17 protein-coding genes and 1 other RNA gene are annotated in these 13,082 nt (G+C 63.2%); 9 read left to right on the forward strand and 9 right to left on the reverse strand.

Annotated elements, in window-relative coordinates; all coding sequences use genetic code 11:
* The gene (gene nudC, locus JET14_RS16545; RefSeq protein WP_200334903.1) at positions 1-954 is read right to left on the reverse strand and encodes an NAD(+) diphosphatase; all 954 of its coding nucleotides are present in this window, start codon (positions 952-954) and stop codon (positions 1-3) included.
* Positions 951-1,364 (reverse strand): HIT family protein, encoded by a 414-nt coding sequence (locus tag JET14_RS16550; protein WP_200338140.1) that lies wholly within the window; start codon positions 1,362-1,364, stop codon positions 951-953. Before JET14_RS16550 ends, nudC begins: the two co-directional genes overlap by 4 nt.
* Before the next feature lie 182 nt (positions 1,365-1,546).
* On the opposite strand from JET14_RS16550, the gene ffs reads away from it, so the two are divergent.
* From ffs to recR, 6 genes are all read left to right on the forward strand, one after another.
* Positions 1,547-1,643, forward strand: an RNA gene (gene ffs / locus JET14_RS16555) — signal recognition particle sRNA small type.
* A 29-nt stretch (positions 1,644-1,672) separates the two neighbouring features.
* The gene (locus tag JET14_RS16560; RefSeq protein WP_200334905.1) at positions 1,673-2,143 is read left to right on the forward strand and encodes a YbaK/EbsC family protein; all 471 of its coding nucleotides are present in this window, start codon (positions 1,673-1,675) and stop codon (positions 2,141-2,143) included.
* 154 nt (positions 2,144-2,297) lie between these two features.
* Positions 2,298-4,220 carry a DNA polymerase III subunit gamma/tau gene (locus JET14_RS16565; RefSeq protein ID WP_200334907.1) on the forward strand — a complete coding sequence of 641 codons (1,923 nt, stop codon included), beginning with the start codon at positions 2,298-2,300 and terminating at the stop codon, positions 4,218-4,220.
* Positions 4,221-4,262: 42 nt separating this feature from the next.
* On the forward strand, positions 4,263-4,586 hold the full coding sequence (locus tag JET14_RS16570; protein WP_183486346.1) for a YbaB/EbfC family nucleoid-associated protein: 324 nt from the start codon (positions 4,263-4,265) through the stop codon (positions 4,584-4,586).
* Between the two features lie 10 nt (positions 4,587-4,596).
* Positions 4,597-5,208: a LysE family translocator gene (locus tag JET14_RS16575; protein WP_200334909.1), complete on the forward strand. Its 612-nt coding sequence runs from the start codon at positions 4,597-4,599 to the stop codon at positions 5,206-5,208.
* 356 nt (positions 5,209-5,564) lie between these two features.
* Positions 5,565-6,170: a recombination mediator RecR gene (recR, locus tag JET14_RS16580; RefSeq protein ID WP_200334911.1), complete on the forward strand. Its 606-nt coding sequence runs from the start codon at positions 5,565-5,567 to the stop codon at positions 6,168-6,170.
* Between the two features lie 10 nt (positions 6,171-6,180).
* Here the strand turns inward: recR and JET14_RS16585 are convergent, their stop codons facing one another.
* Positions 6,181-6,771, reverse strand: a complete 591-nt coding sequence (locus tag JET14_RS16585; protein ID WP_200334913.1) for an HAD family hydrolase — start codon at positions 6,769-6,771, stop codon at positions 6,181-6,183.
* A gap of 141 nt (positions 6,772-6,912) precedes the next feature.
* Between JET14_RS16585 and JET14_RS16590 the strand changes: the two genes are divergently transcribed.
* The 3 genes from JET14_RS16590 to arsB are packed head-to-tail and all read left to right on the forward strand — an operon-like array spanning position 6,913 to position 8,876.
* On the forward strand, positions 6,913-7,266 hold the full coding sequence (locus tag JET14_RS16590) for an ArsR/SmtB family transcription factor (RefSeq protein WP_200334915.1): 354 nt from the start codon (positions 6,913-6,915) through the stop codon (positions 7,264-7,266).
* A 4-nt stretch (positions 7,267-7,270) separates the two neighbouring features.
* A complete protein-coding gene (locus JET14_RS16595) occupies positions 7,271-7,798 on the forward strand; it encodes an arsenate reductase ArsC (RefSeq protein ID WP_200334917.1) in 528 nt (175 codons plus the stop codon).
* 1 nt (position 7,799) lies between these two features.
* Complete coding sequence (arsB, locus tag JET14_RS16600) at positions 7,800-8,876, forward strand: ACR3 family arsenite efflux transporter (RefSeq protein WP_200334919.1); 1,077 nt, start codon at positions 7,800-7,802, stop codon at positions 8,874-8,876.
* Here arsB and JET14_RS16605 read toward each other — a convergent pair.
* The 6 genes from JET14_RS16605 to rpsU all read right to left on the reverse strand — a co-directional run bounded on the left by JET14_RS16605 (position 8,843) and on the right by rpsU (position 13,034).
* Positions 8,843-9,394, reverse strand: a complete 552-nt coding sequence (locus tag JET14_RS16605) for a disulfide bond formation protein B (protein ID WP_200334921.1) — start codon at positions 9,392-9,394, stop codon at positions 8,843-8,845. The genes arsB and JET14_RS16605 overlap by 34 nt on opposite strands.
* Before the next feature lie 8 nt (positions 9,395-9,402).
* On the reverse strand, positions 9,403-9,558 hold the full coding sequence (locus JET14_RS16610; RefSeq protein ID WP_183486362.1) for a DUF5993 family protein: 156 nt from the start codon (positions 9,556-9,558) through the stop codon (positions 9,403-9,405).
* Between the two features lie 80 nt (positions 9,559-9,638).
* The gene (locus JET14_RS16615; RefSeq protein ID WP_200334923.1) at positions 9,639-11,060 is read right to left on the reverse strand and encodes an alanine/glycine:cation symporter family protein; all 1,422 of its coding nucleotides are present in this window, start codon (positions 11,058-11,060) and stop codon (positions 9,639-9,641) included.
* Positions 11,061-11,305: 245 nt separating this feature from the next.
* Complete coding sequence (locus tag JET14_RS16620; RefSeq protein ID WP_200334925.1) at positions 11,306-12,328, reverse strand: LLM class flavin-dependent oxidoreductase; 1,023 nt, start codon at positions 12,326-12,328, stop codon at positions 11,306-11,308.
* A 207-nt stretch (positions 12,329-12,535) separates the two neighbouring features.
* Positions 12,536-12,742 carry a hypothetical protein gene (locus tag JET14_RS16625; RefSeq protein WP_024707584.1) on the reverse strand — a complete coding sequence of 69 codons (207 nt, stop codon included), beginning with the start codon at positions 12,740-12,742 and terminating at the stop codon, positions 12,536-12,538.
* A 67-nt stretch (positions 12,743-12,809) separates the two neighbouring features.
* On the reverse strand, positions 12,810-13,034 hold the full coding sequence (gene rpsU, locus JET14_RS16630; RefSeq protein WP_024707585.1) for a 30S ribosomal protein S21: 225 nt from the start codon (positions 13,032-13,034) through the stop codon (positions 12,810-12,812).
* Positions 13,035-13,082: the final 48 nt, after the last annotated feature.

Raw genomic sequence — 13,082 nt, forward strand, 5'->3', positions numbered from 1 at the left:
TCAGACCCAGTCGAGGAAATCACGCATCAACCGGAAGGCGATTGCGCCTTCCGGCGGCGCGTTGATGCCGCCTTCGTGCCGGCCTTCGACGATCGCTTCGAGTTCCTCGCGGCAAAACCATCGGCAGTCCTCGAGTTCCGCGTCATCGCGGCGGATCTCGAAGCTCTCGGCCTTCGCATAGCAGGCGAGCATCAGCGAATAGGGCATCGGCCAGGGCTGGGACGCGTGGTAGCGCACGGCCCCGACGCGGATGGCCGATTCCTCCAGCGTCTCGCGGCGGACGGCATCCTCGACGGTCTCGCCCGGTTCGAGAAATCCGGCAAGACACGAATAGCGGCCTTGCGGAAAATTCGGATTGCGCCCGAGAAGCACACGGTCGCCCTCCTCGTCGACGATCAGCATGATCACCACCGGATCGGTGCGGGGAAACATCATATGGCCGCAGGCCGTGCACTGACGGCGGAAGCCGCCGGCGGCCCCTTCCGCCTTGGCGCCGCAGCGCCCGCAGAAGCGATGGTTGCGGGCCCAGACATTGAGGCTGGAGGCCAGCGCGACTGCACCTTGCGTCTCCTCGTCGAAAAGCCCTTCGGAATAGATCGCCCTTACACTGCTCGCCTTCAGGTGCGCCGGCAAGGCTTCCGGATCCAGCCCGACTTCGATCGACAGCAGCGGCACGCCATTGAGGTCATGGCCGAGAAGAACGGCGCTTTCCCGGTCCGGCGAGAGGTCGAGGATCTCGTAGCGGGCGAAATAGGGATCGAGCACGTGGCGCTCGTGCTTGACGATCGGCCTGCCGCCGGCAAAGGCGATGAAGCGGGCGCCCGGCGTGCGGGCCGCGGTGATGAGGCTGTCATCGGCCCGATGCTCGGAATCGCGGATGATCCGGCAACCGGCGAAGGCCGTCAGCGCGCTCGGATCGTCATGCGGACCCGCCTTTTCGAAAATCGACCTCATGACCGGGCCATCGCCTCCGTGATCCTGTGGGCCAATGCCGTCATCTCGTCCTCATCCAGAGGCTCAGCCGTGCCATGGCCCCAGATCGGGCCGGGCCAGTTCGCATCGCCCTCGAACCTGGCGACGACATGGACGTGGAGCTGGCGCACCATATTGCCGATGGCGGCAATGTTGATCTTGTCGGCGCCGGTTGCCTCCTTCAGCGCCCTGGCCACCTCGTTGATCTCGAAGGTCAGCATGGTCTGGTCAAGCGGTGCCAGCTCGAACATTTCGCTGACATCAGGGCGCTGCGGCACCAGCAGGAGCCAGGGCCAGCGCCCGTCCCGCATCAGCCGCAGTTCGGAGAGCCCCAGCGCGGTAATCAGCGCGCTGTCCCGCCGCAAACGTTCATCGAGCGTGAATTCCTGCATGTCGTCCCTGTTCATTCCTGCCCCGGACCGGTTCCGGTTCTCAATTTCGCCCTATCCAGACATGTCTATCAAACGGACGCAAGGCAACAACCGCAAAACAGCGCGGGGCAAGCAAGGCTTCGGCAAAGTTTTTTCCGCGCGCTGCTTGCATTCAAACTGCAAATTGACGATATGTGCGGCCGGGAGGCTGGTGGTGGACGTGCCACTCGCCAACCGGGTCAGGTCCGGAAGGAAGCAGCCCCAACGAGTTGCGCGCGGGTCATCGTGCCGGTCTCCCACCCTCTCCTTTGCCCGATGGAGACGTCCCCATGAGCATCGACAGCGTTCGCGCTCATCTGAGCGAAGCTGCCCCCGATATTGCGATCATCGAGACGGAAGAAAGCAGCGCCACGGTGGAAGAGGCTGCAACCGCCCACGCGGTTGCCCCCGCGCAGATTGCCAAGACGCTTTCCTTTTCGGTCAAGGACGAACGCTTCCTGCTGGTTGCCCGCGGCGATGCCCGCATTGACAACAGGAAGGCCAAGGTGGCCTTCGGCGGCAAGGTGCGCATGTTGCCGTTTGAAGAGGTCGAGGCGATTACCGGTCACCCCGTCGGCGGCGTCTGCCCCTTCGGCCTGGCAGAGCCGATCGCCGTTTACTGCGATGTCAGCCTCAAGGCCTTCGATGTGGTCTATCCCGCTGCCGGCGCCCGCAACGCCGCCGTGCGCATCGCGCCTGAGCGGATCGCCGAGATTACCGGCGCCGAGTGGGTCGATGTCTGCCAGGAGCCCGCTCCTTGAGGCGAACCTGCCGCCGGCATCCAAAATTCCTGTGCATTTTCCTTTCGGCTCTGCCAAACTGCCGCGGCTTTCGTGACTCCCGCGCCGGGTCTCGACTATGCTTGCCGCCTGCCGGCCGTTGAAGCCGGCCGGACAACAACCGATATGAGTGGCAATGGCCGACGACGCATCCGACATTGAACCGAACAAACCCGCTTCCGACGGCAGCGGCTACCGCGTTCTGGCGCGCAAATATCGCCCGAAGGACTTCTCCGACCTGATGGTCGGCCAGGAGCCGATGGTGCGCACGCTGACCAATGCGTTCGAGACCGGACGGATCGCGCAGGCTTACATGCTGACCGGCGTGCGCGGCGTGGGCAAGACCACGACGGCGCGCATTCTGGCGCGCGGCCTCAACTACAAGACCGATACGGTCGACAAGCCGACGATCGACCTGAAGGAACTCGGCGAGCACTGCCAGGCGATCATGGACGGCCGCCATGTCGACGTGATCGAGATGGACGCCGCCTCCCATACCGGCATTGATGATATCCGCGAGATCATCGACCAGGTGCGCTACCGGCCCTCGACGGCGCGCTACAAGGTCTACATCATCGACGAAGTGCACATGCTCTCCACCCAGGCCTTCAACGGGTTGCTGAAGACGCTGGAAGAGCCGCCGGAGCATGTGAAATTCATCTTCGCCACCACCGAAATTCGGAAGGTTCCGATCACGGTGCTGTCGCGCTGCCAGCGCTTCGACCTGCGCCGCATTCCCGCTGCCGACCTGGTGCGGCTCTATTCCACGATTGCCGCCAAGGAAGGCGTGACGATCGAGGATGAGGCGCTGTCGATGATCGCGCGCGCGGCCGAAGGCTCTGCCCGTGACGGCATGTCGCTGCTCGACCAGGCGATCTCCCACGGCAATGGCCACGTGGAGGCATCCGCCGTGCGCGGCATGCTCGGCCTTGCCGACCGCGCCCGTATCGTTGACCTTTTCGGCCATGTGGTGCGCGGCGACGTGAAGGCAGCGCTCGAAGAATTTCTGGCGCAGTACGAATCGGGCGCCAATCCGGTGGTCGTCCTCAATGATCTGGCCGATTTCACCCATCTGGTGACGCGGCTCAAATATGTGCCGGAAGGCGCTGATGACGTTTCGCTGAGCGAGATCGAACGGACCAAGGGTCGCGAATTCGCCGAAAGCGTTGCCGTTTCCGCCCTGTCGCGCATCTGGCAGATGCTCCTGAAGGGTATTCCCGAGACGGAGAACGCTGCCCGCCCCTATGGCGCGGCCGAGATGGTGCTGATCCGCCTGACGCATGCTGCCCACCTGCCCTCTCCCGAGGATGCCGCGCGCCGGCTGCTGGCGCTCGAGAGCGGCGAGGCGCAAACCCCGCCGCCGCGCCCGTCCGCGCCGACGCCCCAGAACGGAGGGAACGGCGGAGGAACGAGCGCCCGGGCGGTCTCTGCCTCCGCGACAGGCGAACAGGCTTCACGGCCGTCCGCGACGGTCACCATGCTGCGGCCGCAGACCTCCGAGACGCCGCAGCCGGAGCCCGGCGAGGCCGCATCGGTGGAGGAGGAGCCGCAGCCGACGCCCGAGCCGGCAGCGGCCAGCGCGCCGGAACCGCCGAAGACGTCCGCCATCAAATCGCTGCAGGACATTACCGACCTTTGCTCGAAACACCGCGCGCCGCTGATCCGCGCGCAGATCCGCAATTTCGTCCGCCTCGTGCGCCTTGAGCCCGGACGGCTCGAGGTCAATCTGGAAGACGGCGCGTCGCAGACCTTTCTGAATGAACTCGGCACGAAGCTGCGCGAATGGACCGGCGAAAGCTGGTTCGTCAGCCTCAGCCGCGAGAAGGGCGAGGCAACGCTGGTCGAGGCGGAAACGGCGGCACGGGACAAGCTGTTCCGCGACGCCCGCGAGGATCCGGAAGTGGCCTCGATCCTGAAATTCTTTCCCGGCGCCAGGATCACCGATGTGCGCGTGCGGGCGGAAGAGACGGAGACTGCGGAAGGCGGCGCCGACGGCCTGCCCGACGCCGCCGTCAACGAGGATGGCGACGTCCTTCCCGAAGACGATCTCGACGATTGACACACAACCTTTTGAATTTGAACAGAAAATGAGGAGAATTCCATGCGCGACCTGATGGGCATGATGGGCAAGATGAAGGAAATGCAGGCCAAGATGGAGCAGTTGCAGGAGGACATTGCAGCCGTGGAAGTCGATGGCGTTTCCGGCGGCGGCATGGTCAATGTGAAGATGACCGGCAAGGGCGAGATGATCTCCATCAAGATCGATCCGACGCTGCTCTCCGAAGACGACGCCGAAATGCTCGAGGACCTGATCGTCGCCGCCCATCGCGACGCGAAGGACCGAGCAGAGCAGAAGGCCGAGGAAATGACCAAGGAACTGACCGCCGGCCTGCCGATCCCGCCCGGCATGAAGCTGCCTTTCTAGGATCTCGACCATGACCATCGGCGCGCTCGCCCTTTTCGCCATCACGCTTTTTGTTGCCGCCGGCTCCCCGGGGCCGAGCGTGGCAGCCCTTGTCGCCCGCGTGCTGTCGCGCGGACACCGCGACGTGCTGCCTTTCATGGCGGCGATGTGGCTGGGCGAGGCGCTGTGGCTGACGCTGGCCGTCTTCGGACTGGTCGCCGTGGCGTCTGCCTTCCACGAAGTCTTCATCGCCATCAAATGGGCGGGCGTCGCCTATCTCGCCTGGCTGGCATGGAAGATGTGGACCGCCGATCCGGCGGCGGACGGCGAGGAACTGCCGAGCGCTTCATCCGGCTGGAAGATGTTTTTGACCGGCATGAGCGTCACGCTCGGCAATCCGAAGATCATGATGTTCTACGTGGCGCTGCTGCCGACCATCATCGATCTCGGCAGCGTCACGCTTCTCGGCTGGGTCGAGTTGACGGCAACGCTCCTGATCGTGCTCGCAATTGTCGATCTCTCCTGGGTGTTCATGGCCGCCAAGGCGCGGCGTTTCCTGAAAAGCCCGCGCGCCATGAAGATCGCCAACCGCATCTCCGCCGGCATGATCGGCGGCGCGGCTGCGGCGATTGCGACGCGATAGGACGGAAACGGCTTGGGTCTTTGCGGTCTGCGTGAGCCCTCCCTCATCCGGCCTTCGGCCACCTTCTCCCCTCAGGGGAGAAGGTGCGGCGCTTCGCGTTTAATAACAGTGCTCGTTGGGTATTCAGAAGTGCCACAATCTCCCCCTCTCCCCGTGGGGAGAGGGTGGCGCGAACGCGCCGGGCGAGGGAGCAGCGCCTGCAAGTTACTCCCGATCTTAGCCTTGCCCTCAGAGTTTGCGTGGGTGAGGCCCTAGGCACGGCGAGAACCACCAAACAATGTGGAAGTTGCGAGCAGGGCTTGCTCCCGCGCCGGATAATGTTTCCATTGACCGCTGCAATCAGCTAAAGCGCCCTTATGGCAAAACGAGTCACCGGTCCCGAAATCGAGAAACTGATCCAGCTTCTGGCGAAGGTGCCGGGGCTTGGGCCGCGTTCGGCGCGGCGCGCGGCGTTGCATCTGATCAAGAAGCGCGACCAGTTAATGGGCCCGCTGTCGGGCGCGATGCAGGATGCCTATGACAAGGTGAAGATCTGCTCGACCTGCGGCAATGTCGATACCGCCGATCCCTGCACCATCTGCACCGATCCGACGCGCGACCAGAGCCTGGTCATCGTCGTGGAAGACGTCGGCGATCTCTGGGCGCTGGAACGCGCGGCGGCGCTGAATGCCGCCTATCACGTGCTCGGCGGCACGCTTTCGCCGCTCGACGGCATCGGGCCGGACGACCTGACGATTGCAGCCCTCGTTGACCGGGTGAAGGCGGGCGAGGTCAAGGAACTGATCATCGCCGTCAACGCCACCGTCGAAGGCCAGGCAACCGCCCACTACATCACCGACCAACTCGAAGGCATGGATATCAAGGTAACCCGGCTTGCCCACGGCGTGCCGGTCGGCGGCGAACTCGATTATCTGGACGAGGGCACGCTGGTGGCTGCGCTCAGGTCGCGTACGAGCCTTTGAGGTTTGCCCCTCAGGCGACGAGATCGATCAGCCGGTCAGCGCCGCTCCAGTGGCAGGCCGTCCAGCCTCGAACACGCGCCGCGTCGACATTGGCTTTCGCATCATCAACGAACACGATTTCATGCGCGCTGAAACCCGTTCTTGCCTCTGCCTGCGCGAAGAAAGCGGCAGACGGTTTTTTGACGCCGAGCGCCGCTGAATAGACGATGCCGTCCACATGGGCGGCGAAACCCATCGCATCCATCAGATAGCGGGCGCGCTGGTGCTCCTGATTGGTCGCAAGATAGACTTTCAGGCCGTTTTGCTTCAGTGCCCGCAGATCCTCCAGAACCGCGACGTCCACCGCCGAATCCCGCTCGAACCAGTAGGTCATGAAGGTTTCGGCCGAGACCTCATCGGACAGTGCCGGAAGACAGGTCTCCAGTGCATCCTGCAGCGGTTTCCGGCCAAGAATGACATCCGGCCAATGGGCATTGAAGAAATCGGTCGCGAGCCGATCGGGATCGATGCCGAGATCCCGCTTCATGTCTTCGGCCCACGACCTGCCGTTCTGCGGGTGAACGAGGACGCCATCCACGTCCAGCATCAGACATTGTTTCAAAAGGCTTCTCCCGACTGAGCGCATGACGAGCGCCTTGTCCCGGCAGACCATAATGTTCATCCTCCCGGCCTGGCAACCCCGCCTAAAATCCGAACGGTCGAAGATCATTGACTTTCATAATATATCCATTATTCTGGATATATGGATAACACAGAAACAATCGCGGTGCTTGCCGCCCTCGCCCAGCCGACCAGGCTACAGGCCTTCCGCCTGCTCGTTGAAGCAGAGCCGGTGGGCATTGCCGCAGGCGAGCTCGCGCGCCGGCTGGAGATACCGCAGAACACCATGTCGGCCCATCTCAACACGCTGACCCAGGCAGGCATTGTCACGGGGCTGAGACAGGGACGGTCCATCATCTACCGCGCCAACCTCGAACGGCTGCGCGCGGCCATGCTTTTTCTGCTGCGCGATTGCTGCGGCGGCAATCCGGATCTCTGCACGCCGCTGATCGAGGATCTTGCGCCCTGCTGCGAAACACACCCCACGGAGACGTGATGCCATGACCGAGAAGACCCTGAACGTGCTTTTTCTGTGCACCGGCAATTCCGCCCGGTCCATTCTGGCCGAATCGATCCTCAACGGCGAAGGCAATGGCCGGTTCCGCGCCTTTTCCGCCGGAAGCCATCCGAAGGACGCGCCAAACCCGCTGGCGCTGGAAACGCTCAAGGCCATGGGCTACCGTTCCGAGGGGTTCCGCTCGAAGAGCTGGGACGAGTTCACCGAAGCCGGCGCGCCGGAAATCGATTTCATCATCACCGTCTGCGACAGCGCGGCTGGCGAGGCATGCCCGATCATGCGCGGCCCCGGCCGGCGCGCCCATTGGGGCGTCGAGGATCCGAGCCATGTCGAGGGTACGCACGAGGAGAAGCTGCGGGCCTTTGCCCAGACCGCGACCTATCTCAAAAGCCGGATCATGGCCTTCATCAACCTCTACAAGGATGGGGGCGGACCGGAAGACCCAGGCGGCAAGCTGAAGGAAATCGGCGCTATGGAAGGCGCCACCGAGAAAGCCCGGAAGGCCGACTGACATGTCCACATTCGAACGTTACCTGACCCTCTGGGTCGCGCTTTGCATCGTCGTCGGCATCGCGCTCGGCCATTTCTTCCCCTCCGTCTTCGTGGCGATCGGCGCGCTCGAAATCGCCCGCGTCAACCTGCCCGTTGCCGTGCTCATCTGGCTGATGATCATCCCGATGCTGCTGAAGATCGACTTCTCGGCGCTTGCGGAGGTTGGTCGCCACTGGCGCGGCATCTCGGTCACGCTCTTCGTCAACTGGGCGGTGAAGCCGTTTTCCATGGCCCTGCTCGGCTGGCTGTTCATCGGCTGGCTGTTCCGGCCGCTACTGCCGGCAGACCAGATCGACAGCTATATCGCCGGGCTGATCATTCTGGCCGCAGCCCCCTGCACCGCCATGGTATTCGTCTGGTCGAACCTGACGAAGGGCGAGCCGCATTTTACGCTTTCTCAGGTGGCGCTCAACGACGCGATCATGATCGTCGCCTTCGCCCCGATCGTCGCGCTGCTGCTCGGGCTTTCGGCCATCACCGTGCCGTGGTCGACGCTGGTGCTGTCGGTGGCGCTCTACATCGTCATTCCGGTGATCATCTCGCAGATCATCCGCAAGAGCCTGATCAAGGACGGCTCGACGGCAAGGCTCGATGCCCTGCTGGCGAAGATCCAGCCCGCCTCGCTGGTGGCGTTGCTGGCGACGCTGGTTCTGCTGTTCTCCTTCCAGGGCGAACAGATCCTGGCCCAGCCGATGATCATCGCGCTTCTGGCGGTCCCGATCCTGATCCAGGTCTATTTCAACTCGGGCCTTGCCTATTTCCTCAACCGCGCATCCGGTGAGGAACATTGCGTGGCTGGCCCCTCGGCGCTTATCGGCGCGTCGAACTTCTTCGAGCTTGCCGTCGCCGCCGCGATCAGTCTTTTCGGCTTCAATTCGGGGGCGGCGCTGGCAACGGTCGTCGGCGTCCTGATCGAGGTGCCGGTCATGCTCTCCGTCGTCGCCATCGTCAACCGGACGAAGGGCTGGTACGAGGCAGGACCGGCCGTTTCCCGCAATGCCGCTCAGCGGCCGAGGAGCGAATCCAGCGCCTCGTAGCTTGTCGGATTGTCCGGGCAGAGCCCGACGCCGCATTCGGCAAGCGTGGAAACGCCATTGCCCAGCGTCATCACCGCGAACAGGGCGACGGCGAGAAGGCCGAGCCCGCCGCGCTGCACCCGCTCGGAAGCCCGAGACGGGCCGAGCACCAGCATGACGCCCGTGCCGAGGACGACGACGGCAAACAGCACGAAGGCCCAGCTATAAAAATGCATGCCAAGAAAGGGCGCGCCATAGCCGCCCGTTCCCGGCACGACATGCAGCGCCACCTGCCGCAGCGCCGCCGCGCCGCCGGCAGCCGCCCCCAGAAGCATCAGCCCGTAGTGGCGGGCATCGACGCCCAACAACACATTGAGTGCCAGACCCGTGCCGACGATGACGAAACCGGCGCGCTGCAGCAGGCACAACGGGCAAGGCAGGTCGCCGTTTGCGAACTGATCATAAAAGGCGAACAGAAGAACGAAGGAAATGGCGAGAAGCGCCAGCACATTCAGAAGATGGGCAATACGGACAGGCATGGATCACCTCAAAGGTCGATGTCGAGCACGTCTGTCGCGTGCAATCTGAAAAGGACGAAGAGCACCAGAACCGCAATCACCGTCAAGAGCGCAGCAATGCCGCGGTGCCCGCGCCAGGCGCTGAAAAGCGCGCCGGCGCAAATGAAAAAGGGCAGTGTCATCATGAGAAGCTTCCTCCGCCTCATTGAAAACAAACGCGGCGGCATTGCGCCGCCGCGTTCTGAAGATCGGGCTTTGCCCGTTGTTATTTCGCGTCCGGCCAGGCCGTTTCGTCGGTGTCGAGATCCGGGAACTTCTTCGGGTCGAAGATCGGACGCCTGATCCCGGCGGCGAGTTGCGCGCGGAAATCGTTGATCAGCCTGAGCGCGATCGGGAACAGCATCATCATCGCCAGCAGGTTGACCACTGCCAGAATGCCCATCATCGGATCGGAGAAGTTGAAAACCGCCGTAGCGCCGGGGGCGACCGCGCCGACAAACACGATCGCGACGATCACGATCCTGAGGACATGCACCGCGCTCGGCTTTTCCGTCATGAAGGCCAGTGCATTCTCGCCGAGATAGTAGTTGTAGATGATCGATGAGAAGGAAAACAGGAAAATGGCGACCGTCAGGTAATACTGCGCCCAGTTGCCGACATGGTCGACCATGCTCTGCTGGGTGAGGATGACGCCGTCCACATCCGCCTGGCCCGGCTGGTAGACATCGCCGAGCAGGATGACGAAAGCCGTGCACGAGCAGATGATCATCGTGTCGATGAACACGGAAAAGCTCTGGGTGATGCCCTGGCTGACCGGATGGCGCACATAGGCGGTGGCGGCGACGTTCGGCGCGGAACCGAGCCCGGCCTCGTTGGAGAACAGGCCGCGCCTCAGGCCGTTGGCGACCGCCGCGCCGACGCCGCCGGCGACCGCTTCGCGCAAGCCGACGGCGTTGGCGACGATATCCCAGATCACGCCCGGAAGCGCGGTGATGTTCATCAGGATGATCACAACGGCCATGGCGATATAGCCAAAGGCCATGATCGGGATGATGATGTCGGAGGCCTTGGCGATGCGGTGGATGCCGCCATAGACGATGAAGCCGGTGGCGGCGGCCAGCAGGATGCCCGTCGCATAACGCGGAACCCCCATACTGTCGGCAGCGGCGCCGGCAACGGTGTTTCCCTGAAAGGCATTGAAGCCGATGGCGAAGGAGGCGATCAGGCAGATGGCATAGATGATCGCCAGCCAGCGGTAGTTTTCGCCCAGCCCGTGAATGATGGCGCGCGCCGGGCCGCCACGATAGTCCCCTTCCGCGGTTGTCCGCTTGAATGCCTGCGCCAGCGTCGCCTCGACCAGGCCGGAACACATGCCGACGAGCGCGATGGCCCACATCCAGAACACCGCGCCCGGACCGCCGGCCGTGATCGCCACTGCGACGCCGGCAATGTTTCCGCCGCCGACGCGCCCACCGACGGAAACAAAAAGCGCCTCGCGGGCGCTGATCTTGCTCGGATCGCCGTCCTCATCGCCCCAGAGGACGCCGAACATGCGCTTGAAGAAACGGAACTGCACGAAGCCGCTGGCGATGGTGAAAAACACGCCGAGCACGACGAGGAATGGCACGAGCGCCCAGCCCCATGTCAAATCATTGATGTAATTGAACAGCGAATCGAAGAACTGCAACTCATGACCCCTTTTTTCCGCAATGCACGAAGTGACGCATGCCGCGTCCTCCCCGAGCCCCCACCCGGAAACAGGCAAAATTCTCGTGTCATTTTACCTTTGTTTACAAGAGCGTAGATTCGAACACGCTTTTCAGCAAGCACTGATAAGTTCGCAAACGGCATTTTGTGTCTTCACACCAAAAAAGGCGCGCCGCGCTTTCGAACGCGGCGCGCCTCGACAGGCGACGGGATCAGGCCTTGCCGTCAACGCCAGCCGAGACCCGGCGCGACATGTTTCAGGATTGCCTCGATCACATGGGCGTTATAGGCGACGCCCAGCTGGTTCGGCACCGTCAGAAGCAGCGTGTCGGCCTCGGCGATCGCCTCGTCGCCCTTGAGCTGTTCGATCAACCGGTCGGGTTCGGCCGCATAGGAGCGGCCAAAGACGGCGCGCGTCTTCTCGTCAAGATAGCCGATCGTGTCCTGCTCGTTGCCGCCGCGGCCGAAATAGGCGCGGTCCATGTCGCTGACAAGCGCGAAGATCGAACGGCTGACGGAAACGCGCGGGCTCCAGTCGTGGCCGGCCTCCTTCCAGGCAGCGCGGAAGGCGCGAATCTGGTCGGCCTGCTGCCTGTGCAACGGCTCACCCGTCTCGTCGAACTTCAGCGTCGAACTTTGCAGGTTCATGCCAAGCCGCGCCGCCCACTCGGCCGTCGCATTGGTGGCCGACCCCCACCAGATGCGCCTGCGCAGGCCTTCGGAATGCGGCTCGATGCGCAACAGGCCGGGCGGATTGGGAAACATCGGACGCGGATTGGGTTCGGCAAAACCCTTCCCTTCGAGACGGTCCAGGAAAAGCTCGGTGTGACGGCGCGCCATCGCCGCATCATCCTCGCCCTCTTGCGGGATATGGCCGAAATGCCGCCAGCCGTCGATCACCTGCTCGGGAGAGCCACGCGAGATGCCGAGTTGCAGGCGTCCGCCGGCAATCAGATCGGCGGCGCCGGCGTCTTCGACCATATAGGCCGGGTTCTCGTAGCGCATGTCGATCACGCCCGTGCCGATTTCGATCTGACTGGTCTTCGCGCCGATCGCGGCGAGCAGCGGAAAGGGCGAGGCAAGCTGGCGGGCGAAATGATGGACGCGGAAATAGGCGCCATCGGCGCCGAGTTCCTCGGCGGCCACGGCCAGATCGATCGACTGGAGCAGCGCGTCTTCCGCCGAACGCGTGCCGGACTGCGGCGATGGCGTCCAGTGCCCGAAAGACAGAAATCCGATTTTCTTCATGGTAGGCAAACCTTTCATCTACGGGCGAACCCCGCAAGGGATGACACGCCTGTTGCGGCGCCTGTTGTCCCGTTATGTGCACACCGCGGCGGCCGTCTTCAATTCTCCGGGTGATGAACACTGTGTCTTCGACGGTATTGTCCGCCGCAAACGAGAAACGGCCCGCCGGAAGGCAGGCCGTTTAGGCAATGAAAGGATGCGCACACCTTAGGCGGAGCGCTTTGCCTTTTTCTTTGCGGGCGCCGGTTCGGCCGCCTCGCGCTCCAGCCGCAAACGCCTGAGGCGCTCGGTCTTGGACTGCAATTGCGTTGCCTCTTCCGCGATGATCGCTTTTGCCGTGCGGTCGGTAATCGATGCCTTGTCGGAGGCCGACATCCGTCCGGGCTTGAAGAATTCATCTTTGGTTGCGGTCATGCACGGGTCTCCTTAAATCTGGAGAAATAGCGGGCCGGCAGCCTGGGCGGCTGCCCGTTTCAAGCCCTTACCGCTTTTTGCGCGACGGGATCAGTCCTTCGCGCTGCAGCTGCTTGCGCTTCAGTTTGCGCAGGCGGCGCACGGCCTCGCCTGCCTCGCGGTTGCGTTTTTCCGAAGGCTTCTCGTAAGAACGACGCGCACGCATCTCCCGAAAGATGCCTTCGCGCTGCATTTTCTTCTTCAGGACGCGAAGCGCCTGATCGACATTGTTATCTCTTACCAGTACCTGCAAGAAAACCTCCTTGTTCCAGTTTCCGTTTCTCCGCATCCGCCCGCCGCG

Origin of the sequence: Martelella lutilitoris, from assembly GCF_016598595.1 — a bacterium.
In the GTDB taxonomy this organism is placed as follows: domain Bacteria; phylum Pseudomonadota; class Alphaproteobacteria; order Rhizobiales; family Rhizobiaceae; genus Martelella; species Martelella lutilitoris_A.